A 25690-nucleotide genomic window follows, 5' to 3' on the forward strand; every position below is an offset into this window, starting at 1 on the left:
GTGAGCCGACCGACGCTGGCCGTGTGGAAGTTCGCCTCCTGCGACGGCTGCCAGCTCACCCTCCTGGACTGCGAGGACGAGCTGCTCGCGCTCACGGGCGAGATCGAGATCGCGCACTTCCTGGAGGCGTCGAGCGCCGCCGGGGACGGGCCCTACGACGTGTCGCTGGTCGAGGGGTCGATCACCACGCCCGCCGACCTGGACCGCGTCCGGCACGTGCGGGCGGTCTCGCGGAAGCTGGTCACGATCGGCGCGTGCGCGACCGCCGGAGGGATCCAGGCGCTGCGCGACTTCGCCGACGTGGAGGAGTTCGCCTCGGTCGTCTACGCGCGGCCCGAGTACGTCGCCGCGCTCGCCCGGTCCACGCCCATCGCCGCGCACGTCCCCGTGGACTTCGAGCTGCGGGGATGCCCGATCGACCGCCGCCAGCTCCTGGAGGTGCTCGCGGCGCACCTCGCCGGCCGCAGGCCCGACGTCCCGTCCCACGCCGTCTGCTTCGAGTGCAAGATCCGTGGGAACGTCTGCGTGATGGTCGCCCGCGGCACCCCGTGCCTCGGCCCGATCACCCAGGCGGGCTGCGGCGCGATCTGCCCGGCGTACGCGCGGGGCTGCTACGGCTGCTTCGGCCCCGCCCCCGCGTGGAGCGGGGGCCGGCCCAACACGCGCGGACTGCTGCCCTGGCTCGACATGACCGAGGGCGAGGCGCACCGCGTGCTGTCCACCTTCAACGTCACCGCCTTCCGCGAGGAGGGCCCGCCCGAGGGACCCGGCGATGACGCGCCGCGGTGACAGGACCCTGACCGTCGGGGCCCTCGCGCGGGTCGAGGGCGAGAGCGCGCTGTACGTCCGCGTGCGCGGCCCGGACGTCGTGGAGGCGCGGCTCGACATCTACGAGCCGCCGCGGTTCTTCGAGGCCTTCCTGCGCGGCCGCGCCCACACCGAGCCGCCCGACATCACCGCCCGGATCTGCGGGATCTGCCCGGTGGCCTACCAGATGAGCGCCTGCATGGCGGTCGAGGAGGCCTGCGGGGTGACCGTGGACGGCGCCCTCGCCGAGTTGCGCCGCCTGCTCTACTGCGGCGAGTGGATCGAAAGCCATGCCCTGCACATCTACCTGCTGCACGCACCCGACTTTCTCGGCTACCCCGGCGTGGTCGAGCTGGCCCGCGACCACCGCGCCGCCGTGGAACGGGGGCTGCGGTTGAAGAAGGCCGGGAACGCGCTCATGGAGTTCCTCGGCGGCCGCGCGATCCACCCGGTGAACGTCAGGGTCGGCGGGTTCTACCGGACCCCGGCGCCCGCCGAGCTGGCCCCGCTCGCCGAAACGCTGCGGCAGGCGCGCGACGACGCCCTCGCCACCGTCGAATGGGCGGCGGGCTTCGAGTTCCCCGACTTCGACCTCGGCCACGAGTTCCTCGCGCTGTCGGCGGACCGCTACCCTCTGGAGCGCGGCACCGTCCGGGGCGGCACGGGGCGCGCCTTTCCCGCCGCCGAGTTCGAGCGCAACGTCGTCGAGGAGCAGGTCCCGCACTCGACCGCGCTGCACGCCCGTCTCGCCGACGGCGGCCGCTATCTGACCGGCCCCCTGGCCCGCTACTCCCTCAACCGCGACCGCCTGTCCCCGCTCGCGCTGGAGGCCGCGGACCGGGCCGGGCTCGGCGCCGAGTGCCGCGACCCGTTCCGCAGCATCCTGGTCCGCGCCGTCGAGGTCGTCTACGCCGCGGACGAGGCGCTGCGGATCATCGCCGGCTACGAGCCGCCGCCCCACCCGGCCGTGCCGGTGCCGCCGCGGGAGGGGACCGGCCACGGCGTCACCGAGGCGCCGCGCGGCCTGCTCTACCACCGCTACGACCTGGGTCCGGACGGGCTCGTCAGGGCCGCCCGGATCATCCCGCCGACGTCGCAGAACCAGGCCGCCATCGAGGACGACCTGCGCCGCTTCGTCGCGGCCCGCCTCCATCTCGACGACGAGTCCCTGACCCGACGCTGCGAGCAGGCGATCCGCAACTACGACCCCTGCATCTCCTGCTCCACCCACTTCCTCGACCTGACCGTGGAGCGGTCGTGACCATCGTGATCGGCGTCGGCAACGACCTGCGCCGCGACGACGGCGCCGGACCCGCCGTGGTCGCGGCGCTCCGCGGCCGCGTCGAGGCCGCGCTCGCGGTCACGGACGGGGAGCCCGCGAGGCTGGTCGCCCTGTGGGCGGGCGCCGGCCTCGCGATCGTCGTGGACGCCGTGCGCGCCGACCCGCCCGCACCGGGCAGGGTCCGCGAACTGGACGCGGAGTCCGCGTCGCTCTGCGCGCGCCCGGTCACCGACCACGCCCTCGGCCTCGGCGACGCCGTCGCGCTCGGGCGGGCCGTGGGCCAGATGCCCGCCCGCCTCCGCGTCCTCGCGATCGAGGGGGCCGACTTCGGGTTCGGCCAGGGGCTGACCCCGAGCGTCGCCGAAGCGGTCGGCGCGGTCGCCGACCGCCTGGCCGGCGCGCTCGCGTCCCGAGCAGGAGGGAAGAACGGATGACCGCTCCGACGAACGCCCCGGAGCCCAGGGGCCCGGCGCTGGAGCTGGCGAACCTCCGCCCGCTCTGCGAGGCGCTGCGGCGGGCGGGCTACACCGTCATCGGGCCGACGGTGCGCGACGACGCGATCGTCCTCGCCGAACTCGACTCGGCCGACCGCCTGCCGTACGGCTGGGGCGTCACGCTCGGCGCCGGCGCCTACCGGCTCCGCCGGCGGGAGGACGGCGCGGCCTTCGCGCACGCGGCCGGGCCGCAGTCCTGGAAGCCGTTCCTGCACCGGCCGAGGGTCAGGCTCTGGGAGGCGGACCGGACGGAGGACGGGTTCCGGGTCCGGGACCCCGCGCCCGAACCGGCCCGGCTCGCGCTGCTCGGCGTCCGGCCCTGCGATCTGCGCGCGATGGCGATCCAGGACCGCGTCCTCCTGGGCGGCCGCCACGCCGACCCCTCCTACGCGGCGCGGCGGCATGGCAACTTCGTCATCGCCGTCAACTGCACCGAGCCCGGCGGGACGTGCTTCTGCGCCTCCATGGGCACCGGCCCGGAGGCGGGCCCCGGCTACGACCTCGCGCTCACCGAACTGGTCGGCGACGGCGGCCCCCGCTACGTCGTCGACGTCGCCACCGAGGCGGGCGCCGCCCTGATCGGCGACCTGGACTGCGCCCCCGCCGAGCACGCCGACGTCGACCGCGCCCGCGCGGAGGTGACGGCGGCGGCCGGCCGGATGGGCCGGGAGATGCCCGCCTTGGGGCTGCGCGAGCTGATGGCCGGGACCCTGGAGGCCGACCGCTGGGACGAGGTGGCCGAACGCTGCCTGAGCTGCGGCAACTGCACGATGGTGTGCCCGACCTGCTTCTGCACGCGGGTCGCCGACACCACCGACCTGACCGGCGACCACGCCGAACGCTGGCAGCTCTGGGACTCCTGCTTCGATCCGGACTTCACCCATCTGCACGGGGGCGGCGTCCGGGTGTCCGCCAGGAGCCGCTACCGCCAGTGGCTCACCCACAAGCTCGGCACCTGGCACGACCAGTTCGGTTCCTCCGGCTGCGTGGGCTGCGGCCGGTGCGTCGTCTGGTGCCCGGTCGGCATCGACCTGACCGTCGAGGTCGCGGCCCTGCGCGCCGAGGCCGCCGGGGAGGGCCCCGGCCGGGTCGGGGGGTCCAAAGACCCACAGGATGGGGAACTTCGCCCCTGACCTCCGGGCGGATCGCCGCGCGAACCTGGTGGCGTCGGTAGGAGGCCCGCGATGAAGCAGACGTTCAGACTCGGCACCTTCCGGGGGATCCCGGTCGGCATGCACTGGTCGGTCCTGGTGATCATGCTGGTGATCGCCGAGATCCTCGGGCGCTCGGTGCTGCCCGCCGCGGACCCGGGCGTGCCCCCCGGCGTGCGCTGGACGGCGGCCGCGCTGGCCGCCGTGCTGTTCATGGGCTCGCTGGCCGCGCACGAGTTCGCGCACGCGCTGGTCGCCCGCCGCCACGGGGTGCCGGTCGGCTCGATCACGCTGTGGGCGCTCGGCGGCCTCGCGGAACTGGGCGGCGAGCCCGGCACCGCCCGCGCCGATCTCCAGATCGCCGCGGTCGGCCCGCTGACCAGCGCGGCGGCCGGGGCGGTGTTCGCCGCGGCCTGGGCGGCCGGGCACGCGCTCGGCGCGCCCGTCATCGTCGCCGCCACGCTGAGCTGGCTGGCGGCGACCAACCTCCTGATCGCCGTGTTCAACCTGCTTCCGGGAGCTCCGCTGGACGGCGGGCGCATCCTGCGCGCGCTGCTGTGGGGCCGCAGCGGGGACAAGGCGAGCGCGACCCGCAGCGCCCAGCGCGCCGGGCTGGTGCTCGGCCAGACCATGATCGGCGCCGGGCTGCTGACGCTCCTGCTGTGGAGCTGGTTCAACGGGCTGTGGCTGGCCGTGGTCGGCTGGTTCATCGCCGGCTCGGCGCGGGCGGAGGCGCGCTGGACGGATCTGCGCGAGGCCGCGCGGAACCTGCGGGTCGCCGACGTCATGACGCGCGACCCCGACCACGGCTGGACCTGGCAGCCCGCGTCCGCTTTCGTCCAGGAGGTGGCGGTGCGGTCCCACCAGACGGTGTTCCCGGTCGTGGGCGTGTCCGGCGATCCCACCGGAGCGGTCACGGTGGACCGGCTGGCCCGCGTCCCGGAGCAGGAAACCGCCGTCACCCTCGGCGATCTGAGCGTCCCGCTCGGGCCCGACCGGATCGTCGGCCCCGAGCAGCCCGTGGACCCCCTGCTCCAGCTGGCCCCCGTCGCGGGCGGCCTCGTCGCGGCCGTCGCCGCCGACCACCGCCTCCTCGGGATGGTCACCACCGACGACCTCCAGCGGATGATGCGCCAGACCCGGCTCCGCCGCGGCACCCCCGCCCCCGCCTGAGACCCGGACATGCCGATCCCACCGCCGGCACAGGCCGCCGATGGGATCGGGGCGGGGTCAGTGGGCGGGAACGACGGCGACGGGACACTGCGCGTGGTGGATGGCCCCGTGGCAGGTCGACCCGAGCTGCGGAGCGCTCCAGCGCCGGTCGTGGGCGCCGACCACCAGCAGGCGGGCGCTCCGCGAGGCGTCGGCCAGCGCGGTCACGGGGTGCTCCAAGACGATCTCGTCGGCGACCTCGACCCCCGGGTGCGTCCGCCGGACGGGCCGGTAGGCCGCGACGACCTCGGTGCGCAGATCGTCCTCGATCTGGTCCGCGTCGACGGCGTAGCCGGCCTCGATCAGCGTCGCGAACGTCTGCCACGCGTGGACGACCCGCAGGCGGGCGCCGTAAAGCGCGGCGGCCTCGAAGGCGTAGTCGAGGACCGGGTCCATCTGCCGGGCCAGGTCGATGCCCACGACGACGTCGCCGCGCTCGGCGGCGGCGCCGCGCACGATCACGACCGGCACCGCGGAGTGGCCGGCCAGGCGCAGGCTCGTGGACCCCAGCAGCAGGCTGGCGAACCCGCCCCGGCCTCGGCCGGCCACCACCAGCTCGAACGCCTTCTCGGACTGCGCCCGCAGGGCCTGCCACGCCTCCTCGGCCACCAGCTCGGTCGTGACCTCCAGGTCCGGCCACCGCTCCTGGACGCGCTCGCGCGCGGCCGCCAGGAGCGTGCGCCCGGCGCGGGTCACGCGCTCGGCGGTGTCGGGCGGCGCGAACAGCGGCGTCTTGTAGGGCCAGCTCTCCACGGCGTGGACGATGTGCAGGGGGCGCTCGCGCGAGGCGGCTTCGGCGGCGGCCCAGTCCAGGGCGCCCGCCGCCTCGTCGGATCCGTCGGTCCCGACGACGATCGGCTCGGACATCGGTTCTCCTCCCGGCTCGGCGGATGTCGCCTCCTTCGGCGCGACCCCGCGCACGGCGGCATGGCCGCTCCCTTCCACGCTCCATTGCGGGCCGGGCGCGGCCCTAGGGACGAAGGTCCCCAGGTCCGGCACCCCCTCGTCCCCCGGGCCGCGAGCCGACCGGCCCTGAGATCCCCGGTCACCGCCTGGAAGCGTGGGCGGCAGGAACTCCGCACACGCGGCGAGGTGGGGATGACGGTCAGGGCCGCGTTCGCCCGGAACGCTCACGAGCTGCTCTTCGCGCTGACCGGCGGCGGGCTGGCGGCTGGGGCCGCGCTCCGCTGGTCGGCGGGCTCCGGCCCCGGAGACCTGGTCTGGCTGCTGACGACCGCGGTCGCGCTGTGCCCCGCCGTCTGGTGGGTCGTGGACGGGCTCCTGCACCGCAGGTTCGGCAGCGACGTGATCGCCGTCCTCGCGCTGGCCGGGACGATCGCGGTCGGCGAGCCCTTCGCGGGCGCCGTGATCGCCGTGATGCTCACCGGGGGGCGGCTGCTGGAGGAGCGGGCCGGGCGGCGCGCCCGCCGCGACCTCGGCGCGCTGCTGTCGCTCGCGCCCCGGGCGGCGCACCGCCGGACCGCCGCCGGCCTGGACACCGTCGACGTCTCCGAGGTGCGGCCGGGCGAGCTGCTGCTGGTCCGCGCCGGGGAGACCGTGCCGGTGGACGGGCTGGTGGAGCGCGGGCCCGCGGTCCTGGACGAGTCCACGCTGACCGGGGAGGCGCTGCCGGTGGAGCGTCCCGCCGGGGACGCGGTGCGCGGCGGGACGGTCAACGCGGGAGACCCCTTCGAGCTGCGCGCGACCAACGACGCCCGGTCCAGCACCTACGCCGGGATCGTCCGGCTGGCCGAGGAGGCCGCGGCCGAGAACGCGCCGTTCGTCCGGATGGCCGACCGGTACTCGGCCCTCTTCATCCCCGCCACCCTGCTGCTGGCCGGAGCGGCGTGGATCGCCGCCGCCGACCCCGTGCGGGCGGTGGCGGTGCTGGTCGTCGCCACCCCCTGCCCCCTGATCCTCGCCGCGCCCATCGCCTTCGTCTCCGGCCTGTCGCGGTGCGCGCGGCGGGGCGTGGTCGTGAAGGGCGGCGGCACGCTGGAGCGGCTCGCGGGGGCGCGGGTGCTGCTGTTCGACAAGACCGGCACCGTCACCTCGGGGCGGCCCGCGCTCACCGAGATCATCGCCGCCGATCCGGACCGCCGCGAGGACCCGCTGCTCCTGGCGGCGTCGCTCGACCAGGTGTCCCCGCACGTGCTGGCCTCGGCGATCGTCCGCGGCGCCCGCGAGCGCGGGATGCGCCTGGCCGCGCCGGCGGACGTCGTCGAGCGCGCCGGACGGGGGGTGCGGGGCACCGTGGACGGCCGCCGGGTGAGCGTCGGCAAGGCGAGCTGGGCGGGGCGGGTCGACCCGGCGTGGCTGGACCGGGTCCGCGGCCGGGCCGCCGCCCGCGGCGCGATCACCGTGTTCGTCGGCGTGGACGGCCGGCTCGCGGCCGTCCTGCTGCTGCGCGACCGCGTGCGGCCGGACGCGGCGCGCACGTTCCGGCTGCTGCGCCGGGCGGGGATCGGCCGGGCGGTGATGGTGACCGGCGACCGCCCGGAGGTCGCCGGGCCGATCGGCCGGCTCGTGGGGGCCGACGCCGTGCTCGCCGGGCTGTCGCCCGCCGGGAAGGTCGAGGTCGCCCGGGACGAGGCGCCCGCGCGCCGACCGTGATGGTCGGCGACGGGGTCAACGACGCGCCCGCGCTGGCGGCGGCGGGCGTCGGCGTCGCGCTCGGCGCCCGCGGCGCGACGGCCTCGTCCGAGGCGGCCGACGTGGTGATCACCGTCGACCGGCTGGAGCGGCTCGCCGAGACCCTCGCGATCGCGCGGCGCACCCGGTCGGTCGCGCGGCAGAGCGTGCTCGCCGGGATGGGGCTGGCGCTGGCCGCGATGGTCGTCGCGGCGCTCGGGTTCCTGACCCCGGCGGCGGGGGCGCTGCTCCAGGAGGGCATCGACGTGGCGGCGATCCTGTCCGCCCTGCGCGTGCTCGGCCCGGGGCGCGACCGGTCGCCGCGCCTGCGCGGCGACGAGGCCGAGCTCGTCCGCCGCCTGGACGAGGAGCACCGGGCGCTGTGGCCGCGGATCGAGCGGCTTCCGGCGCTGGCGGACGCGGCGGCGGGGCCCGCCGGACGGGACCGGGACGCCGCCATGGACGCGATGTCGGCGTTCCTCGCGGACCTGGAGGCCCACGAGCGCAAGGACGAGAGGCTGCTCTACCCGGCGGTCGCGCGCGTCCTCGGCGGTTCCGACCCCACGGGGGCGATGAGCCGCGGGCACACCGAGATCGCCGAGCTGGCGCGCCGGATCGGCGCGCTGGCGGCCGAGCTCCGCGCCGCGCCGGGCGCCCCGGAGCCCGCGGGCGACCTGCGGCGGACCGCGCAGGAGCTCTGCGCCGTGCTCCGCCTGCACTTCGCCCAGGAGGAGGAGAACTACTTCGTCCTCGCCGACGTCCACGACGAGCCCGGCCCCTGACCGCCGGAAGGCCGGCGCCGCCCGGACGACCGCGACACCCGGGACGTTCGACTCTGGGAACGGGCGCGTCCCGGGCAGAGGCTGAAGTCAGGACGCCACCGAAGGTGAGGCATGACCATCTTGGTGGGACACGCGGGTGCGCACGGCCCGGCGGACCTTGGCGTGGCGACGGGGGGACCTAGGTCCCTGGTGGCGGGCCACCCGGCCAAGGAGCCTTGGGGGCATCCAGGGAAGGCCTAGGGGGAAGGCATGGGCACGAGGGAAATGCAGCCGGCGGCGTTCGGGGAGTTCGTCACTTCGGTCGACGGCGATGGCGCCGGCCCGGCGCGCGTGACGGCCCGCGGTGAGCTGGACATCGCCTCGTCCGCCGCGTTCGGCATCGAGCTGGCGGGGCTGATCGCCGACCGGGGGCCGGACGTCGTGGTCGACGTCTCCGGCCTGACCTTCTGCGACGCGCGGGGGCTGGCGGCGCTCGTCGCCGCCGACGAGCTGGCGCGCCGCCGCGGCGGCGCCGTGACGCTGGCCCGGCCCCGCCCGCAGATGGCGAAGATCCTCCGGCTCACCGGCCTCGACCGCCGGTTCGCGGCCGCCCGCGCCGGCACCGGTTGAGGCGGCCCCGCGCGGGGCCCCCGACGAGCGGGCCGGTCGTTCCGGCGTGTCCGCCGGAGGTACCCCTACCCCGTACTCGTTGAGCGCGTCGATCGCGGGGACGTGTGGCAGGTCACCTTGCTGAACACCTCTTGAGGGCTTGCGGTTTCGCATATACCCCCCTAGGGTAAGCCGAGCTCGAAAGATACCCCCTAGGGGTACAAGAGGAGGGGACATGTCCGCTCGTTCCGTACCGCCCGCCACCCGCCGGTGGTGGGCCCTGGCACTCATCGCGACCGCCCAGTTCATGGTGATCATGGACACGTCGATCATCGGGGTGGCGCTGCCCCGCATCCAGGACGACCTGGGCTTCTCCCAGGGCGACCTGTCCTGGGTGTTCAACGCCTACGTCGTCGCCTTCGGCGGCCTGCTCCTGCTCGGCGGCCGGCTGTCGGACCTGTTCGGCGCCCGCCGGCTGTTCTCGGCCGGCTGGGTGGTCCTGCTCGCCGGCTCCGCGGTGGCCGGGGCCGCCGGCACCGTCGCCGTCGAGCTGACCGGCCGCGCCCTGCAGGGCGCCGGCGCCGCGCTCATCGCGCCCGCCGCGCTCACCCTGCTGATGATGCTGTTCGGCTCCGAGCCCCGCGAGCTGACCAAGGCGCTGTCGCTCTACGGCGCCGCGGCCCCCGCCGGGGGCACCGCGGGAGTGTTCCTCGGCGGCGTCATCACCGAGTACGCGGCCTGGCCGTGGGTCTTCTACGTCAACATCCCCATCGCCGTGCTGGCGCTGGCCGCCGCGCCGGCGCTGATGCCCGGCGGCAGCGGCGGAGCCCGCGGCTCGGTCGACGCGGCCGGCGCCCTCACCGTGACCGCCGGGCTCGGCGCCGTCGTCTTCGCCGTCGTCCGCGCTCCCGAGGTCGGCTGGGGCGCCGCGGCGACCTGGGCCGTGCTGGCCGGCGGGATCGTCCTGCTCGGCGCGTTCCTGGCCGTCCAGGCGTCCCGCCGCACCCCGCTGATGCCGCTGTCGATCTTCCGTGCGCCGAACCTGGGCGCCGCGAACCTCGCCCAGCTCCTGCTCGGCGGCGCGTGGATCCCGATGTGGTTCTTCCTGAACCTGTACCTGCAGCGGGTCCTCGGCTACAGCGCCTTCCCCTCCGGGGCCGCGCTGGTCCCGATGACCGCGCTGATCATGCTCGGGATGATCGTCCTGGCGCCGCGGGTCCTCGGGCGCATCGGTCCCAAGGCCTCCGTCGTCGCCGGGCTGCTGGTGCTGGCGGCCGGCATGGGCTGGCTGGCGCTGATCCGCCCGGACGGGAACTACTGGGTGGACGTCCTGCCCGCGTCGCTGGTGGCCGCGCTGGGCATGTCGCTGGCCTTCATCCCCTCCCTGGGCACCGCGCTGTCGGCCGCCCGGCCGGAGGAGGGCGGCCTGGCGTCCGGCATCGTCAACACCAGCTACCAGGTCGGTTCGGCCCTGGGCCTGGCGGCGATGACCGCCATCGCCGCCTCCTTCGGCGCCGACAGGCCCGGCGACCTGCCCGCGCTCACCGACGGCTTCTCGGCGGCGTTCGCCGGCGCGGCACTGGTCGCGCTCGCCGGCGCGGCGCTGGCCGCCGTCACCCTGCGCGCCCCGCGTCCCGAGCCCGCGCCCGCCTCCGCGCCGGGGGCGGAGCACGAGAAAGCCCCCGGGCGCTGACCGGCACATCCGCGGGGCCGCCGCCGGCGGCCCCGCGGAGCCCGTCCTTACGGACCGGGCGCGCCCTCGCTCAGGTCGCGTGGACGACCGCGACCGGGCAGGGCGCGTGGTGGACCAGGGCGTGGCTCACCGAGCCGAGGAGCAGGCCCCGGAAGCCGCCGAGGCCCCGCGAGCCCACCACGAGCAGGCGCGCCTCCTGCGCGGCGCTCATCAGGACTTCGCGCGGCGGCCCGGTCACGACGTCGAACTCGACCTTCACGTCGGGGTGCAGCTCGCGCGCCGGGATCATCAGCCGGGCCAGCCTCGCCGCTGCGGCGTCCCGCATCCCGGCCTCGTCCACCAGCGGGGGGACGTCCTTCTCGGGCACCGCCTCCCAGGCGACGACCGCGTGCACGTCCCAGCCGTGCGCGCCGGCCTCGGCGAAGGCCAGCGCCAGCGCCTCGCGCGACGCCGGCGAACCGTCCACCCCCACGACGACGTGCCCGTGCGCCTGCTCCGGCGGCGGGACCTGCTCGCCCCGGACGATCACGACCGGACACGGGGCGTGCGCGGCCACCTGCGCGCCGACGGATCCGAGCACCAGCCCGACGAACCCGCCGAGCCCGCGCGGGCCGAGCACGATCATGTCCGCGCCGCGCCCCGCCTCGATCAGCCGGGCGGCCGCCTGGCCCCGGGCCAGCACCCCCCGCACGCTGAGCCCCGGCGCCGCCTTCCGGACATGCTCGACCCCGTTGTCGAGGCTCTCCTCGGCCACCGCCCGCAGGTCGACGACCGGCATCGCGATCGGGCCCCCGACGTAGACGTCCCACACGTGGAGCACGGTCAGGGGCAGCCCCCGGGTCCGGGCCTCGTCGGCGGCCCACTCCAGGGCCCGCACCCCGCCCGTGGAGCCGTCGTAGCCCACGACCACACCGGTGATCGGCTCGTCGTTCATCGAGAGTTCTCCTTCGGGGGTTCCTGCCTGGTCGCCTCAAGCCTCGTCCGCCGGGGCGCCGCGCAGGAGGGGCGACGGTCCGCGGAAACCGGGACCTTCGGCCCTCTCATTCGTCGGGTTCTACCGGGACGTCCGGGCGGGCGGGACCACCGCGATCGGGCAGACCGCGTTGTACAGCAGCCACTGCGCGACCGAACCGAACGCGGGATGCGCGGCCCCGACCACCAGGAGGCGCGCCTCCTGCGCGGCCTCCCGCAGCGCTTCGGGCGGGGGCGCCAGGGGGTTCTCCGGGTGCGTGCGGACGTCCGGGCGGCGCTCCTGGATCACCGCCACGGCCCGCTCCACGGGGTCCCGGGCCGAGGAGTGCCGGAGCGCGGGGCCCGCCGGCGCCTCGACCTCGGCGCCCGAGTAGACGATCTTCAGGGGCAGCTGCCGCAGCTCCGCCTCGCGCGCGGCGAACGCGAGCGCGCCCTCCGCCGCGGGCGAGCCGTCCAGCACGGCCACGACCGGTCGCGGATCCTCGGGACGGGGCAGCGCGCCGACGCCCCTGACCACGACGACCGGGCATCGCGCGTGCACGGCCACGTGCGCGGCGACCGAGCCGACCGGCACCCGCGCGAGCCGCCCGAGCCCGCGGGACCCGAGCACCAGGAGCCCGGCGCCGGCCGACAGCTCCGTGAGCCGCTCCGTCGCCGATCCCTCCTCCGACACCGGCCTGACCGCGACCCCCGCGGTGCGCTGCCGAGCGCACTCGACGCCGTGGGCCAGGACGTGTTGCGCCGCCTCGTACAGCGACCGCCGGCCCGCCTCCTCCAGCTCTGGGGAGACTCCCTGGTACGGCCACTGCCACGCGTGGCACAGGACCAGCGGCGACCCGCGCAGCTCCGCCTCGTCCAGCGCCCAGTCCAACGCCTGCATGGCGTAGACCGATCCGTCGAATCCGACGACCACGTCGCGTGCGCCGCTTCCGTCAGGCATCGCGAAACTCCGTCCCCGTCCCGATGCGTCCGCGCAACAAGAGTGGGGCGGGAGAAGCCCTCCGCCGCTTAGGCAGCGTTTCGAGATGGACGGTGCGTGGTCTCCCACTTCTCCGTCCCTTTCCGCTCGACTTCTCTCGCCCGGTTTCATTGCACCTCGCCGCCGATGTCCGGACCAGGGACGAAGGTCCTTCGTTTCGCCTCGGGTCCTTCACCGAAGGAGCCGGAGGTCCGCTCGGCGGGCCTCGCCGGCCCCCACGTCCTCGATCCCGGCGAAGCCGCGGCGGGCGACGCGCCGGCGAAGCCCTCGGAACTGCCTGTGCTGCATGGCGAAGTGCGCCGGCTCACCGAAGACCCAGGCGAACACGCGGTTCGCGAGCGAAGGCGCCCCGCGGCCGCGCGTGCGGACGATCAGCCGGGTGCACCCGTCCGGCAGGCGGCGCAGGTGGAAGGCCCAGATCCCGTCGGTGTACGCCCTCGGCATCGGCCCTCGCGGGTCGAACGACCTGCCGGACGGCAGTTCCAGGTCGCTCCGCAGCACCAGGGTCCTGCCCGGATCGAGGGCCTCGACGCGGAAGTAGGTCCTCCCGCTCGGGACCGCGGGCACATGGTCGCCCACAGCCAGCTCCTGCCACGCGGGGACGACGCGGTCCGCGCTCAGCCGCCCGCCGTTGTCGATCACGTCCCAGCTGTACCAGCCTGCCCGCCCGCACCCCATCTGCACCAGCCACGGCCAGACCGCCTCCGGCGGGCCGGGCAGCGAGACCGCCATGGTGGACTGGCTCGTCGCGTTCTCGATGAGCTCGTCGCTCGGATACGCGGTGTCCGCCTCCCTGTCGGTGACCCCCCAGCGCAGCAGCGCCGGGCGGATCGCGGCCGCGTAGGCGGCGACCGCGCCGCAGGCGAGCGCGGCACCGCGGACGCTCATGCTCATCACGTGCCCTCCCCTGTCGATGACCGCTCGTTTCCACGCTGGCGAGCGGGGGCCCGGCTCCGCAGAGGCCTTCGCCACGTCGGCAGGGGACGTTGGTCCCTCCGACGCGGCCGCGCAGTCGAACACGCCGGAAGTGAGGACCTTCGTCGCGGTCGCGGGGACATCGGTCCGTGGTGCTCGGCGCGTCCCCGGAGAAGGCTGGTGTAAAGCCGTTCCGGGCGACTTCCGAGGTCGTTCGGTCATCGACCCGGGGAGCAGGCATGAAGCCGCCGGATGCCAGGACACGCGCGGGCCGCCTGCGGCGCCGCTGCGGGTTCGACGGCAACGCCCTGCGCCGCAGGGTGGATCGGATCCAGTGGCGCGTCGGTCTCCTCCTGCTCCTGCTCTTCCTGGTCGCCGCCCCCGTCGCCTGCTCCCACGTGGTCTCGTCCGTCCATGCCGCGGGGGTCCGCGCCGAACGGTACGAGGCCGCGACCCGCCACCGGGTCGACGCGACGGTGGTCGGGGTCACGCCGCTGGAGTCGGGGCGCGAGGTCAGCGTGGCCTGGACCGGCACGGACGGCGCCACGCACACCGGTCGTTACACCAGCTGGCGCGCGACCGCCGTCGGCCAGCACCGCGTGCTCTGGACGGGCCCCCGCCACAACCTGGGAGAGATGGGCCCGCGCACGCGTGCGCGGACCGTCGGTGACGACGTGTCCGCCGCCACGGCGGTCGTGGCGGGGACGGGCCTGCCCCTGCTCACCGTCTACCTCGTGTTCCGCTGGAGCTGCGACAGGCGCCGCTACCGGCAGTGGGACGAGGAATGGGCCGACTTCGACCGCCGCTCCCGCTCGACCTAGGAGACCCGCCGCGCCACGCCCTGTCGCCGAGGCGCGAATTGCACGACGCAGCGGACCGTCAGCGGAGGCGGCGCAGGTAGGGGTCCCAGACGCGCCGGGGCAGGAGCCGGACGCGGGCGTCGACGGCCACCGCGCCGTCCGGCCGGACGACGGTGGGGTTGAGGTCGAGTTCGGCGATCTCGGGGTGCTCGGCCACCAGCCTGGACAGCCGCAGCAGGGCGTCGCGCAGCGCGGCGAGGTCGCCCGCGGGTCGGGCGGGGTGGCCCAGCAGCAGGGCCGACAGGCGCGGCTCGCGGATCAGGTCGTCGGCCTCCCGCGCGGTCAGCGGGGCGAGGCGGGCGGTGCGGTCGGCCAGGGCGTCGGCGTCGACGCCGCCCGCACCGAAGATCACGACGGCTCCGAACACCTCCTCCTGGACGGCGCCGCACAGCACCTCGACGCCCTCGTCCACCATGGCCTGGACGACGACGCCCTCCAGGTCGCCGCCGAACCGCCCGGCCAGGCTCCGGAACGCCTCCCGGACCTCGCGCTCGCCCTCCAGGCCCAGGCGCAGCGCACCGGCTGCGGTCTTGTGCACGACTCCGGGCACGTGCGCCTTCACCGCCGCCGGGACGCCGAGTTCGCGGGCCGCCGAGACGGCCTCGTCCTCGGTCCGCGCCCAGCACCAGGGGGCGAGAGGGAGCCCGTAGGACTCCAGCAGCCGGAAGGCGCTGACGGGCGGCAGCCAGCCGCCCTCCGGGCTGGTGGACAGGAACCCGCCGACGATGCCCGCCGCCTCGACCGGCATCAGGCCGGGCAGCTCGGGCGGCGCGTCGGGTGGGACGCCTCTGCGCCGCGCATAGGAGAACGCACGGGCGAACGCGCGGACGGCGTTCTCCGGATAGGCGTAGCAGGGGACGCCGCGCTCGTTGACCAGGACGGTCTCGGGCTGCCCGAGCAGGACGGCGGCGACCGGTTTGGCGTGGCCGCCGAGCGCTCCGCGCAGGTCGGCGAGCGCCGTCGGCGCGACGAGCGCCAGGACGATGTCGACGGTCCGGTCGGCGGCGACGGCGTCCAGGGCGCTCCGGAACCGGTCGGCGGAGACCGCGGCCGTGGTGTCGACCGGGTTGGCGACCGCCGCGCACGCGGGCAGGAGGCCGGACAGGCGGCGCCGCGTGGCCGGGGCGAGGACCGGGACGGTGAGTCCCGCGTCGGCGCAGGCGTCCGCCGCCAGGACCCCCGCCCCGCCCGCGTTGGACACCACCGCGACGCGCGGCCCGTCCGGGAGCGGCTGGCTCGCCAGCAGCGCCGCGGCGTCCACCAGTTCCCCGAGGTCGCCGGTGGCGACGATCCCCGCCTGCTCGAACAGGGCCCGGCGGGTGAGCTCCGGGGTCGCGGCGGCCGCGGTGTGGGAGGCGGCCGCCCGCGCGCCGGGCGCCGACCGCCCGGCGAGGACGGTCAGCAGCGGCATCCCGGCGGCCACCCGCCGCGCCGTCCTGGCGAACTTGCGCGGGTTGCCGAACGACTCCACGTGCAGGATTCCGAGCCGGGTCGCCTCGTCCGACTCCCACCACATGAGCAGGTCGTTCGCGCTGACGTCGTACTTGTCGCCGACGGAGGCGAACGAGGAGATCCCGGTCCCCAGCCGGGACAGCCGCTCCAGCAGCGCGATCCCGACGCCGCCCGACTGCGCCACCACGCCCGCGCTCCCGGGGGCCGGGTGCCGGGCGCCGAACGTCGCGTCGAGGGAGATCGCGGGGTTGGCCGTCCCCAGGCAGTTCGGTCCGACCAGCCGCATGCCGTGCTCGCGGCACGCCGCCAGCAGGTCGCGCCCCTGGCCGGCGGTCAGCCCCGAGCTGACCACCACCAGCGCGCGGGCCCCGCGCCGCCCGCACTCGGCCGCCGCGCGGACCACCGCGCCGGCGGGCAGGGCGACGACCGCCAGGTCGGGCCGCTCCGGCAGGCCGGCGGGCGCGGCCACGCACGGCACGCCGTGCAGGTCGCCGCCGGCGGCGTGCGGGTTCACCGCGTACACGGCGCCGCCGAAGCCGGCGGAGACGATGTTGCGCAGGATCTCGGCCCCGACCGTCCCCGGCCGCCGGGACGCGCCGACGACCGCGACCGTCCGCGGCCGCATCAGCGGTTCCAGGCTGGCGACGTCCGCGCGCCGCTCCCGCTCGGCCACCGCGTCCAGGTACCGCTCGTCGGAGACCAGCGGCAGGGTCAGCTCGACCACGCCCCCGGAGAACCGGCGCCGGGCCGCCATCCCGGCGTCGGCGAAGACGCGCAGCATCGCGGTGTTCTCGGCGAGGGCGTCGGCGCGGAAGGCCACGATCCCGCGGGCGCGGGCCAGCGATCCGAGGTGCTCCAGCAGCAGCGTCCCGACCCCGCGGTGGTGCGACCGGTCGGCGACCGCCATCGCGAACTCGGCCTCTCCGGGCACGTCGGTCGGCTCGTACTCCGCGACGCCGACCAGGCCGCCGCGCAGCCACGCGCCGAGAGCCGCGTGGCCTTCGCCGTCCGTCCGGCAGACCCGTTCCGCGACCTGTTCGGACACGGCCCGGTGGAGGCCGAAGAACCGGAGGTAGAGGCTCTCGTCGCTGAGACCGTGATACAGGTCGCGCACCGCCTCCCGGTCCGCCTCGCCCAGCCTCCGGATCTCGACCTGCGCGCCGTCGGTCAGCAACGCGAACACGCGCGCCCCGTCAAGGCTCTGCGTCATGCCCCCAGCGTCGGACGGGACGGCCCGGACGGGCAGCGCCCAACGTCACCGGTCGCCGGGACCTTCGTCCCCGGCGCGGAGGGGCCCGACCGGGTAGGACGAATGGGAGGAAATTGAAGAAACCGCCACCCTGAGGAACGGCGCTCTCGTGGATCTCAACTCGCCCGGCCGCACACTGCGGATCGGCGGCCGCCCGCTCCCGGTCGTCGGCCCCGCCCGCATGTACGTCTGCGGGATCACCCCGTACGACGCGACCCACCTCGGTCATGCCCGCACGTTCGTCTGGGCCGACGTCGCCGCCCGGGTCCTGCGGCACGCGGGCGGCGACGTGCGCGTGTGCCGCAACGTCACCGACGTCGACGACGTGCTGGACCAGGCCGCGCACCGCGCGGGCAGCCCGTACGACAGCTTCGCCGCCGTCCAGCAGTACTACTTCGAACGCGACCTGGAGGCCCTCGGCGTCCACGCGGTCGATCACCAGCCCCGCGCGCACAACCACGTCGGCGAGGTCGTCGCGCTCGCCCAGGGCCTCCTCGCCGCAGGTCACGCCTACGTCCGGGACGGCGCCGTCTACTTCCGCGGCGGCGGGGTCCCGCGGCGCGCCGGCCTCGACGCCGAACGGGCGCGCGGGCTGCTCGCCGAGTACGGCGACGCGCCCGGCGACCCCGCCAAGGAGGACCCGTTCGACGTCGCGCTCTGGCGGCCCTCGCGGCCGGGCGAGCCCGCCTGGCCCGGCCCCTGGAGCGCGGGACGCCCCGGCTGGCACGCCGAGTGCTCCGCGATGGCCATGGCGACCTTCGGCCCGGCGCTGGACCTGCACGCCGGCGGCGTCGACCTGCGGTTCCCCCACCACGCCTACGAGACCGCCATGGCCGAGGCGCTGACCGGCGTACGGCCGTTCTCCCGGGCCTGGCTGCACGTCGGGATGGTCTTCCGGGACGGCGCCAAGATGGCCAAGTCCACCGGCAACCTGGTGCTGGTCTCCGATCTGGTGCAGGACCACCCGGCCCAGGCCGTCCGGTTCATGCTGCTCACCGAGCCCTGGGCGCGGGAGTGGGAGTACACGCCCGACTCCCTCGACCTCGCCGCGGCCGGGCTGGACCGCCTGCTCGCCGCGGCGGGCCGCGCCCGCTCCTCCCCCGCCGCGGAGGCCGCCGTCGTGCGCGCCCTCCTCGACGACCTCGACGTCCGGACGGCGCTCGATGTGGCGGAGCAGGAGGGCGGCCGGACCGCTCGCCTCGCGGCGCGGATCCTGGCCCTCGGCTGACCCGCGCGGCGCGGCGGCGGATCAGTTCGGAAGGGTCACGCGGAAGAGCGTGCGCTCCCCCGCGACGAGTTCGACCCGGCCGCCGTGGGCGGCGGCCACCGCCTGGACGATCGCCAGTCCGAGTCCCGTGCCGCCCGCGCCGCGGGACCGGCTCTGGTCCGCGCGGACGAACCGCTGGAAGATCTCCTCGCGCAGACCGGCCGGGATGCCGGGGCCGTCGTCCTCCACGTCGAGGAGCACCGCGCCCTCCCGGACCGCGAGCCGCACGGTGACGCGGGTACCGGGGGGCGTGTGGACGCGCGCGTTGGCGAGCAGGTTGGCGACCATCTGGTGCAGGCGCCGGGCGTCACCGGTGACCGTCACCGGTTCCTCCGGGAGCACCAGTTCCCAGCGGTGTCGCGGGCCGGCGGCGCGCGCGTCGGCGGTGGCGTCCAGGACGATGCGGGTCAGGTCCACCGGATCCGTCTCCAGCGGGCGGCCGGCGTCCAGGCGGGCGAGGAGCAGCAGGTCGTCGACCAGTTCGGACATCCGGACCGACTCGGCCTCGATGCGCCCCAGCGCGTGCCGCACCCCGGCCGGGACGGGCTCGGTCGTGCGCAGCGCGAGTTCGGCGTGGCCGCGGATCGCGGCGACGGGGGTGCGCAGCTCGTGGCTCGCGTCGGCGGCGAAGCGGCGGAGCCGCTCCTCACTGGCGTGCCGGCGGGCCAGGGCGTTCTCGACGTGGCCGAGCATCCGGTTCAGCGCGGCGCCGACCTGCCCGACCTCGGTGCCGGGATCGGTGCCCTGGACGCGCTCGGGCATCGCCACCTCCCCGCTGGCCAGCGGCAGCTCCGTGACCCGGGACGCGGTGGCGGCGACCCGCCGCAGCGGGCGCAGGGCCAGCCCGACCCAGACCGCCGCCGCGGTCCCGCCGGCGGCGAGCACCGCCGCGAAGACGATCGCCTCCACCAGGATGACGCTGTGCAGCGTCTCCTCGGCGGGCCGCAGCGGCAGCCCGGTGACCAGGACGTCCCCGTCGTCGCCGCGGAGCGCCGTCACCCGGTACTCCCCCAGCGCCGACAGGCCGAGCGAGCGCGCCCGGCCGTCGGGCGGGAGGGCGGCCAGGGCGCGCCGGTCGCCGGCGTCGAGCGGCACGTTCTCGTCGGCGCTGTCGCGCACCACCGCGGCCTCCGTCACCGTCCGGCCGAACAGCCGCGCGCCGAACGTCCCCGGCGCCTGCCCCCGGGTGTCCGGACGGTCGTCGGCGTCCCGCCGGCGCTCGTGTTCGAGGCTCGCCGGGAACCGCCCGCCGGACGCGGTCAGCTGCTCGTCCAGCCGCCCCATGAGGAACCGGTCGAGCGCGCTCGCGGTGGCGACGCCCACGGCGAGGCAGCTCAGCGCCAGCAGGACGAGCAGCCCGGCGGTGAGCCGGGCCCGCAGCGTGCGCGGGCCCCTCACGAGGCCTCCGGTTTCAGCACGTACCCGACGCCGCGCACGGTGTGGATCATCGGTGTCCGGCCCGCGTCGATCTTCTTGCGCAGGTAGCTGATGTACAGCTCCACGACGTGGGCCTGCCCGCCGAAGTCGTAGTCCCAGACGCGGTCGAGGATCTGCGCCTTGCTGAGGACCCGGCGGGGGTTGCGCATGAGGAACCGCAGCAGCTCGAACTCGGTGGGCGTCAGCTCCACGACCTCGCCGTCGCGGGTCACCTCGCGGGCGTCCTCGTCCATGGCCAGGGCGCCGACGGTGAGCAGCCGGCCGGCGTCGGCCGGCCGCGCCATGCCCGCCCGGCGCAGCAGCCCGCGCAGCCGCGCCAGCACCTCCTCCAGGCTGAACGGCTTGGTCACGTAGTCGTCGCCGCCCGCGGTGATGCCGGCGACACGGTCCTCGACGGCGTCCTTGGCGGTCAGGAACAGCACGCACACGTCGGGCGCGTCTGCCCGCAGCCGCCGCAGCACCCGGAGGCCGTCGATGTCGGGGAGCATCACGTCCAGCACGACGGCGTCGGGGCGGAAGTCGCGCGCGGCGGCGAGCGCGCCCGCGCCGTCCCCGGCCGTCCGCACCGCCCAGCCCTCCGAGGCCAGCACGCGCGACAGCACCTCCGCCAGATCCGGTTCGTCGTCGACGACGAGGACCCGCACGGGCGTGCCGTCGGCCCGCCGCAGGCCCGCCGCCGCGGGTTCGTCCTTGGTCATGGTCCGTCCAGCATCCCTCTCCAACCTCTGCCTTTCCTCTGAAAAGCCTCTGAGAGGGGCCTTTCCCCACGGTGTCATAGGGAACTCAGAAACTGCGTTGGCAGTGTGGCCGCCATGACGACGACCAGGTACGACCTCATGCGGTCGTCCCCGCAGGTCAGACGGCCGCCGACATGGCGTGTCCCACGCTGGTGGCCGCAGGTGCTGATCTACGCCGGGGCGGTCGCGGTGCTGGCGCTGTGGTGGCGCGGCACCGGCTCGGTCACCGGCCTCGACGGCTGGCTGACGGAGGCGGGACGCGTCACCGGGCTCCTGGCGGGCTACGGGTGCGCCGTCCTGCTGGCCCTGATGGCCCGCGTGCCGGCGCTCGAACGGGGCGTGGGCACCGACCGGCTCGCCCGCTGGCACGCGATGGGCGGGCGGTACACCGTCTGCCTCGTGCTGGCGCACGCCCTCCTGATCATCTGGGGCTACGCGGTGACGGCCCGGACAGACGTCGTCCACGAGACGGCCACGGTGGTCGTCGACTATCCCGAGATGCTCAAGGGCACGGCCGGGTTCCTGCTCCTCGTCGGCGTCGGGATCACCTCCGCGCGGGCGGCCCGGCGGCGGATGCGCTACGAGACGTGGCACTACCTGCACTTCGCGACCTACCTGGCCGTCTTCCTGGCGTTCTCGCACCAGCTCGCCAACGGCGCCCAGTTCGCCGGATCGCCGTGGGCGAAGGCGGCCTGGTACACCCTGTACATCGGCGTCGCCGTCACCCTCGCCTGGTTCCGGTTCCTGATGCCCGCCGTGCGCGGGATCCGGCACGGGCTGCGGGTCACCGCCGTCCACGCCGAGGCGCCCGGGGTCGTCTCGGTCTACATGAGCGGCCGCCACCTGGACGAGCTGCGCGCCGAACCGGGCCAGTTCTTCCGCTGGCGGTTCCTCGCCCCCGGCTTCTGGTGGACGGCCACGCCCTACTCGCTGTCCGAGCCGGCCCGCGGCCACCGGCTGCGCATCACCGTCAAGGACGCCGGGGACCACAGCCGGGCGCTGGCCCGGCTCCGCCCCGGCACGCGGGTCTGGGCCGAGGGGCCCTACGGCGGGTTCACCGGGGCGCGGCCGCACCACGACCGGGCGCTGCTGATCGCCGGCGGCGTCGGCATCACCCCGCTGCGGACGCTGTTCGAGACCCTGCCCGGCGACGTGACCCTCGTCTACCTCGCCCGCAGGCCCGAGGATCTGGCCCTGCGCGGCGAACTGGACGACATCGCCCGCCTCCGCGGCGCCCGCGCCCACTACTTCGTGGACGAGCCGTCCCACCACTCCCTGCCGCTGGACGGCCCGGCCCTGCGGGGCCTCGTCCCCGACATCCGGCACCGGGACGTCTACCTGTGCGGGCCGCCCGGCATGATGAGCGCCGCCCAGCGCGCGCTCAAGCAGGCCGGCGTGCGGCGCCGCCATGTCCGATCCGAATCCTTCGAGTTCTGAGGGGGACCGCGCCACATGCGCCGAGCCGTGTTCACCACGAGCGCGACGATCGCGGGAGTCGTGCTGCTCCTGTCGTTGAAGCCGCACCAGCACGACACCGCCGCGCCGCCGGCCCCGGCCGCCACGGGCGGGACGAGCAACGGGACGAGCGGCGGAGCGAGCGGCGGAGCGAGCGGCGGAGCGAACCCGGTGAGCGGGACCTACCGGGGAAAGAGCGTCGACACCCGCTACGGCCCGGTCCAGGTCGAGATCACGATGTCGGGCGGCCACCTCAGCGGCGTCCGCGTCCTGCGCTCACCGTCGGAGAACGGCCGCGACCGCGAGATCGCCTCCTTCGCCCTCCCGAAGCTCACCAAGAAGGCCCTGGCGGCGGGCAACGCGAAGATCGACGCCGTCTCCGGCGCCACCTACACCAGCGAGGGGTACATCACGTCCCTGCAGAGCGCCCTGGACGGTGCCCGTGCCTGAGGGGATCCGCCATGTCGAGCACGCGATGGGGACGGTGTTCTCCTTCGACATCCGCACCCCGCGCTCGCCGTCCGTCACCGTGGCGCTCGCGCAGGCCGTCGCCTGGCTCCACCGCGTCGACCGCGTCTTCTCCCCCTACCGGCCGGACAGCCAGGTCTCCCGTCTGGCGGACGGCCGCGCCGAGCTCCGCGAATGCGACCCCGAGGTCGCCGAGGTCCTGCGCCTCGGCGCGGAGTTCGAACGGGCCACCGGGGGCGCGTTCACCTGCGCGCCCGGGGGCCGGCTCGATCCCAGCGGCGTGGTCAAGGGCTGGGCGATCGAGCGGGCGTCGACGATCCTCCACGACGCCGGCGCGCGCGACCACTGCGTGAACGGCGGCGGCGACGTGCAGGCGCGCGGCGAGGCCGGGCCCGGTGACCCGTGGCGGATCGGCGTCGCCGACCCCCGCGACCGGGGCGCCCTCATCGCCGTGGTGTCCGGGCACGACCTCGCCGTCGCCACCTCGGGCACCGCCGAGCGCGGCCGGCACATCCTCGACCCCCGAACCGGGCGGCCCGCCGCGGGCCTCGCCTCCGTCACGCTGGTCGGGCGCCACCTCACGGATGTCGACGCGCTCGCCACCGCGGCCTTCGCCATGGGCGACGGGGCCCGCGCCTGGGCGGAGGCCCACCCGGCGATCGAGGCGCTCGGCATGACCACCGAACACCGCCTGTGGTGGACCAGCGGCTCTGCTGACTGCGTTTCTCTCCTCCCTCGGGCCTAGCGGCCCTCCATCGTCGAGAAACGCGGGCGATCGCCGGCATCGCTCCGCCTCGCCTGGCGGCTCGCTGCGCGATCAGGTTCTCGCAAGCTCGAACCTGCCTTCGGACGCGATCGCGACCTTCGGGTTGTTGCTTGGTCTCGGTGCGGGCGGCTACGTCGCTTCACCAGCTCGCATTGGGCTCGCCCGGTCAGACTGCGCGGTCCAGGGTTTCGGGGGCGGCTTCGGCCAGCCGGGCCTGGGTGGCCTCCAGGCGGCCCACGACCTGCTCGGCGAAGCGGCGCGTCATCTCGTAGCCGAGCGACGGGTCGACCGCGCTCAGCGTCCGGACCAGCCGGCCGTCGAACTCGATCGCCCGGACCGGCGTGCTCGCGATCGCGCCGAAGCGCCACCGGTGCGGGCGGAACAGCCAGGACCAGCCCACCACCGATCCGGGCCCGAAGGTGTCGATGACGAGCGTCCCGCCGTCGGGGACGCGCATGTCGACGGCGACGATCCCGTCGAGGAGGAGCCAGAACCGCTCCGCCGCCGCGGACTCCGCGAACATGCGCCGGCCCGCGGGCAGGTCGGTGCGCCGGGCCGCCTTCGCGAGCCTGGTCAGGTCCAGGCTCCGCATGCCGTCGAAGAACGGCTCGCGTGCCAGGTCGGCAGCGGTCACCCTGCTCACTTCACTCGCCTGCCTTCGGTGTTCTCCGGTGCCCGGCGCTCATCCGGCCGGCCGCGGGACGATCGTGACCGTGCAGGGGGCGTGCTTGAGCAGCGCGTCGCTCGTCGCGCCCAGCGTCAGCGGCTTCACGGCGCCGACGCCGCGCGCGCCCACCACCGTCAGCGTCGCGCCCTCCGCCGCCTCCAGCAGGGCCTCGCGGGGCGACCTGAGCACCAGCGACGTCGCGGCCTGCACGAAGGGGTACTTGACCAGCCAGGGCGCGACCGACCGTTCCAGCACCGCCCCGCACACGTGGCGGAGCTTGTCCTCGTCGCCGAACAGCGCGAGATCGGCGTCCGGGACGGCGCCGGGCTCCCAGCACCCGTACACCGCGCGCAACCGCCAGCCGCGCAGCGCCGCCTCCTCGAACCCGAACGCCAGCGCCGCGTCGGCGCCCGGGGAACCGTCCACGCCCACGACCACCAGCCCGTCGCGCGCGGAAGCCGAGCGCACGACCGCCACGGGGCGGACCGCCCGGGCCGGCACCCGCAGCGCGGTGGAGCCGACGGGCGTCTCCTCCGGCGGGTGCGAGCCGATGACGATGAGCTCCGCGTCCGGCCCCTGGTTCAGCAGCGCCTCGTAGGGCCCGCCGGTGTCCAGCCGCCTGCGCACCTTCGTGCCGGGGGCCAGCTCCTGCGCCAGCGCCACGCCCTGGTCGAGCATGTGCTCCCCCATCCGGCGGACGATGGCCGCGCCCTCGTGGTCGAGGTGCCCGATCGGATACGGCCACTGCCAGGCGTGGCACACCGTCAGCGGCAGCCGCCGGAGCCGGGCCTCCTCCACCGCCCAGCGCAGAGCGCGCTCGCTCTCGCTCGTCCCGTCGTACCCGACGACCACATGGCTCATGACGCCCTCCTCGATCCGCCTTCATTCCACCGCCCGCCGCCTCGCTCACCCAGGGCCGAACGGCCCTCGGCGGAGGGACCTCCGGCGTCCGCTCAGGCGGCCGTGAGCGCGCTTTCGAGCCGTACGCCGATGCGCGGGGTGTCGACGATCGAGTTGTTGACCGTGCAGGCCATGACGGCGGCCATCAGGCCTCCCACGTCCCGGTCGGGCAACCGGACGGGAGGGCGCACGCGCAGGTCCACGCGCGACACCCGGGCGGGGCCCTCCGGGCTCATCGCGTACTCGACGGCGACCTCCAGCCCGTTCGCGGGCAGGCAGCGCGCCTTCAGGTAGCGCCGGGCGTGGTCCGCGGCGCACGCGCCGAGGGACGCCACGAACAGCTCGACCGGCGTCGGTCCCGCGTCCATGCCTCCCCCCATGTACGGCCGGTCCACGTGGATCACGTGGTCGCGGACGATCACCGCGAAGGCGTCGTCCTCACGGTGGACGACCAGCATCTCGCTCATCGGTGCCACCTCCTCTGCTGGCGGTTCCTCGCTTGGGCCCCAGTCTCGATATCAGGAGTCTTCGCAGGTAGAGCCGAAGGTCCTGCCGGAGGTCCCGGTGGGGTGAGGCACCTCACGCGCGATGACATACCCCAGGGGGTATGGTGGGCGCCGGAGGTGGAAGGTGGAGCATCTGGAGATGGACGCGACCGCCCTGGCGGACGCGCTGACCCGGCTCCGGCGGGCGCACGGCCAGCTGGGCGGGGTGATCTCGATGATCGAGAACGCCGACGACTGCGAGCGGGTGCTGACCCAGCTCGCGGCGGTGTCCAAGGCGATCGACCGGGCCGGCTTCAAGATCATTTCGACCGGCCTGCGGCACTGCCAGGCGGCCGCCGACCGGGGCGAGATGCCGCCGATCAGCGCCGAGCGCCTGGAGAAGCTCTTCCTCGCCCTCTCCTGAGGACGGCGGGAGGGCGT

At 75.6% G+C, this 25690-nt stretch carries 25 protein-coding genes; 15 read left to right on the top strand and 10 right to left on the bottom strand.

Annotated features, from left to right (window positions below; all coding sequences use genetic code 11):
- From ACQEU6_RS12805 to ACQEU6_RS12825, 5 genes are read left to right on the top strand one after another with little or no spacing between them, the layout of a single operon-like run.
- Window positions 1-789, top strand: a complete 789-nt coding sequence (locus ACQEU6_RS12805) for an NADH-quinone oxidoreductase subunit B family protein (protein WP_499331711.1) — start codon at window positions 1-3, stop codon at window positions 787-789.
- Window positions 773-2068 carry a Ni/Fe hydrogenase subunit alpha gene (locus ACQEU6_RS12810; protein ID WP_499331712.1) on the top strand — a complete coding sequence of 432 codons (1296 nt, stop codon included), beginning with the start codon at window positions 773-775 and terminating at the stop codon, window positions 2066-2068. Before ACQEU6_RS12805 ends, ACQEU6_RS12810 begins: the two co-directional genes overlap by 17 nt.
- The gene (locus ACQEU6_RS12815; protein ID WP_499331713.1) at window positions 2065-2523 is read left to right on the top strand and encodes a hydrogenase maturation protease; all 459 of its coding nucleotides are present in this window, start codon (window positions 2065-2067) and stop codon (window positions 2521-2523) included. Before ACQEU6_RS12810 ends, ACQEU6_RS12815 begins: the two co-directional genes overlap by 4 nt.
- Window positions 2520-3716, top strand: a complete 1197-nt coding sequence (locus ACQEU6_RS12820) for a 4Fe-4S dicluster domain-containing protein (protein WP_499331715.1) — start codon at window positions 2520-2522, stop codon at window positions 3714-3716. Before ACQEU6_RS12815 ends, ACQEU6_RS12820 begins: the two co-directional genes overlap by 4 nt.
- A gap of 51 nt (window positions 3717-3767) precedes the next feature.
- Complete coding sequence (locus ACQEU6_RS12825) at window positions 3768-4907, top strand: site-2 protease family protein (RefSeq protein ID WP_499331716.1); 1140 nt, start codon at window positions 3768-3770, stop codon at window positions 4905-4907.
- A 57-nt stretch (window positions 4908-4964) separates the two neighbouring features.
- Here the strand turns inward: ACQEU6_RS12825 and ACQEU6_RS12830 are convergent, their stop codons facing one another.
- Window positions 4965-5813, bottom strand: coding sequence for a universal stress protein (locus ACQEU6_RS12830; protein WP_499331717.1), 849 nt, complete (start codon window positions 5811-5813; stop codon window positions 4965-4967).
- 231 nt (window positions 5814-6044) lie between these two features.
- On the opposite strand from ACQEU6_RS12830, the gene ACQEU6_RS12835 reads away from it, so the two are divergent.
- The 4 genes from ACQEU6_RS12835 to ACQEU6_RS12850 all read left to right on the top strand — a co-directional run bounded on the left by ACQEU6_RS12835 (window position 6045) and on the right by ACQEU6_RS12850 (window position 10640).
- Complete coding sequence (locus ACQEU6_RS12835) at window positions 6045-7559, top strand: heavy metal translocating P-type ATPase (RefSeq protein WP_499331718.1); 1515 nt, start codon at window positions 6045-6047, stop codon at window positions 7557-7559.
- On the top strand, window positions 7559-8359 hold the full coding sequence (locus tag ACQEU6_RS12840; protein ID WP_499340165.1) for a hemerythrin domain-containing protein: 801 nt from the start codon (window positions 7559-7561) through the stop codon (window positions 8357-8359). Before ACQEU6_RS12835 ends, ACQEU6_RS12840 begins: the two co-directional genes overlap by 1 nt.
- A gap of 249 nt (window positions 8360-8608) precedes the next feature.
- Window positions 8609-8968: an STAS domain-containing protein gene (locus tag ACQEU6_RS12845; RefSeq protein ID WP_499331719.1), complete on the top strand. Its 360-nt coding sequence runs from the start codon at window positions 8609-8611 to the stop codon at window positions 8966-8968.
- A 214-nt stretch (window positions 8969-9182) separates the two neighbouring features.
- Window positions 9183-10640 (top strand): MFS transporter, encoded by a 1458-nt coding sequence (locus ACQEU6_RS12850; RefSeq protein ID WP_499331721.1) that lies wholly within the window; start codon window positions 9183-9185, stop codon window positions 10638-10640.
- Window positions 10641-10710: 70 nt separating this feature from the next.
- Here the strand turns inward: ACQEU6_RS12850 and ACQEU6_RS12855 are convergent, their stop codons facing one another.
- The 3 genes from ACQEU6_RS12855 to ACQEU6_RS12865 all read right to left on the bottom strand — a co-directional run bounded on the left by ACQEU6_RS12855 (window position 10711) and on the right by ACQEU6_RS12865 (window position 13485).
- Window positions 10711-11574, bottom strand: a complete 864-nt coding sequence (locus tag ACQEU6_RS12855) for a universal stress protein (RefSeq protein WP_499331723.1) — start codon at window positions 11572-11574, stop codon at window positions 10711-10713.
- A gap of 120 nt (window positions 11575-11694) precedes the next feature.
- Window positions 11695-12552 (bottom strand): universal stress protein, encoded by an 858-nt coding sequence (locus tag ACQEU6_RS12860; RefSeq protein ID WP_499331725.1) that lies wholly within the window; start codon window positions 12550-12552, stop codon window positions 11695-11697.
- 210 nt (window positions 12553-12762) lie between these two features.
- On the bottom strand, window positions 12763-13485 hold the full coding sequence (locus tag ACQEU6_RS12865; RefSeq protein WP_499331726.1) for a hypothetical protein: 723 nt from the start codon (window positions 13483-13485) through the stop codon (window positions 12763-12765).
- Window positions 13486-13745: 260 nt separating this feature from the next.
- Between ACQEU6_RS12865 and ACQEU6_RS12870 the strand changes: the two genes are divergently transcribed.
- On the top strand, window positions 13746-14327 hold the full coding sequence (locus ACQEU6_RS12870; protein WP_499331728.1) for an Rv1733c family protein: 582 nt from the start codon (window positions 13746-13748) through the stop codon (window positions 14325-14327).
- Window positions 14328-14385: 58 nt separating this feature from the next.
- Here the strand turns inward: ACQEU6_RS12870 and ACQEU6_RS12875 are convergent, their stop codons facing one another.
- Window positions 14386-17028 carry a bifunctional acetate--CoA ligase family protein/GNAT family N-acetyltransferase gene (locus ACQEU6_RS12875; protein ID WP_499331730.1) on the bottom strand — a complete coding sequence of 881 codons (2643 nt, stop codon included), beginning with the start codon at window positions 17026-17028 and terminating at the stop codon, window positions 14386-14388.
- 148 nt (window positions 17029-17176) lie between these two features.
- Between ACQEU6_RS12875 and ACQEU6_RS12880 the strand changes: the two genes are divergently transcribed.
- A complete protein-coding gene (locus ACQEU6_RS12880) occupies window positions 17177-18295 on the top strand; it encodes a class I tRNA ligase family protein (RefSeq protein WP_499331735.1) in 1119 nt (372 codons plus the stop codon).
- A 21-nt stretch (window positions 18296-18316) separates the two neighbouring features.
- On the opposite strand, the gene ACQEU6_RS12885 is transcribed toward ACQEU6_RS12880, so the two are convergent.
- Window positions 18317-19732 carry a sensor histidine kinase gene (locus tag ACQEU6_RS12885; protein ID WP_499331738.1) on the bottom strand — a complete coding sequence of 472 codons (1416 nt, stop codon included), beginning with the start codon at window positions 19730-19732 and terminating at the stop codon, window positions 18317-18319.
- Entirely contained in the window at window positions 19729-20469 is a 741-nt protein-coding gene (locus ACQEU6_RS12890; protein ID WP_499331739.1) for a response regulator transcription factor, read from the bottom strand. The genes ACQEU6_RS12885 and ACQEU6_RS12890 overlap by 4 nt, the downstream gene beginning before the upstream one ends.
- A gap of 114 nt (window positions 20470-20583) precedes the next feature.
- Here ACQEU6_RS12890 and ACQEU6_RS12895 point away from each other — a divergent pair, with 114 nt between their 5' ends.
- From ACQEU6_RS12895 to ACQEU6_RS12905, 3 genes are read left to right on the top strand one after another with little or no spacing between them, the layout of a single operon-like run.
- The gene (locus tag ACQEU6_RS12895) at window positions 20584-21945 is read left to right on the top strand and encodes a ferredoxin reductase family protein (RefSeq protein ID WP_499331740.1); all 1362 of its coding nucleotides are present in this window, start codon (window positions 20584-20586) and stop codon (window positions 21943-21945) included.
- Between the two features lie 15 nt (window positions 21946-21960).
- Entirely contained in the window at window positions 21961-22413 is a 453-nt protein-coding gene (locus ACQEU6_RS12900; protein WP_499331741.1) for an FMN-binding protein, read from the top strand.
- Window positions 22406-23176, top strand: a complete 771-nt coding sequence (locus ACQEU6_RS12905; RefSeq protein ID WP_499331742.1) for an FAD:protein FMN transferase — start codon at window positions 22406-22408, stop codon at window positions 23174-23176. The genes ACQEU6_RS12900 and ACQEU6_RS12905 overlap by 8 nt, the downstream gene beginning before the upstream one ends.
- Window positions 23177-23363: 187 nt before the next feature.
- Here the strand turns inward: ACQEU6_RS12905 and ACQEU6_RS12910 are convergent, their stop codons facing one another.
- From ACQEU6_RS12910 to ACQEU6_RS12920, 3 genes are all read right to left on the bottom strand, one after another.
- The gene (locus ACQEU6_RS12910) at window positions 23364-23831 is read right to left on the bottom strand and encodes a Crp/Fnr family transcriptional regulator (protein ID WP_499331743.1); all 468 of its coding nucleotides are present in this window, start codon (window positions 23829-23831) and stop codon (window positions 23364-23366) included.
- Window positions 23832-23879: 48 nt separating this feature from the next.
- Complete coding sequence (locus ACQEU6_RS12915; protein ID WP_499331744.1) at window positions 23880-24725, bottom strand: universal stress protein; 846 nt, start codon at window positions 24723-24725, stop codon at window positions 23880-23882.
- A 92-nt stretch (window positions 24726-24817) separates the two neighbouring features.
- A complete protein-coding gene (locus ACQEU6_RS12920; RefSeq protein ID WP_499331745.1) occupies window positions 24818-25231 on the bottom strand; it encodes an OsmC family protein in 414 nt (137 codons plus the stop codon).
- Window positions 25232-25409: 178 nt separating this feature from the next.
- Here ACQEU6_RS12920 and ACQEU6_RS12925 point away from each other — a divergent pair, with 178 nt between their 5' ends.
- Complete coding sequence (locus ACQEU6_RS12925; protein WP_499340167.1) at window positions 25410-25673, top strand: metal-sensitive transcriptional regulator; 264 nt, start codon at window positions 25410-25412, stop codon at window positions 25671-25673.
- Window positions 25674-25690 lie beyond the last annotated feature (17 nt).

It is taken from the genome of Spirillospora sp. CA-108201 (genome assembly GCF_050936235.1).
In the GTDB taxonomy this organism is placed as follows: Bacteria; Actinomycetota; Actinomycetes; order Streptosporangiales; family Streptosporangiaceae; genus Spirillospora.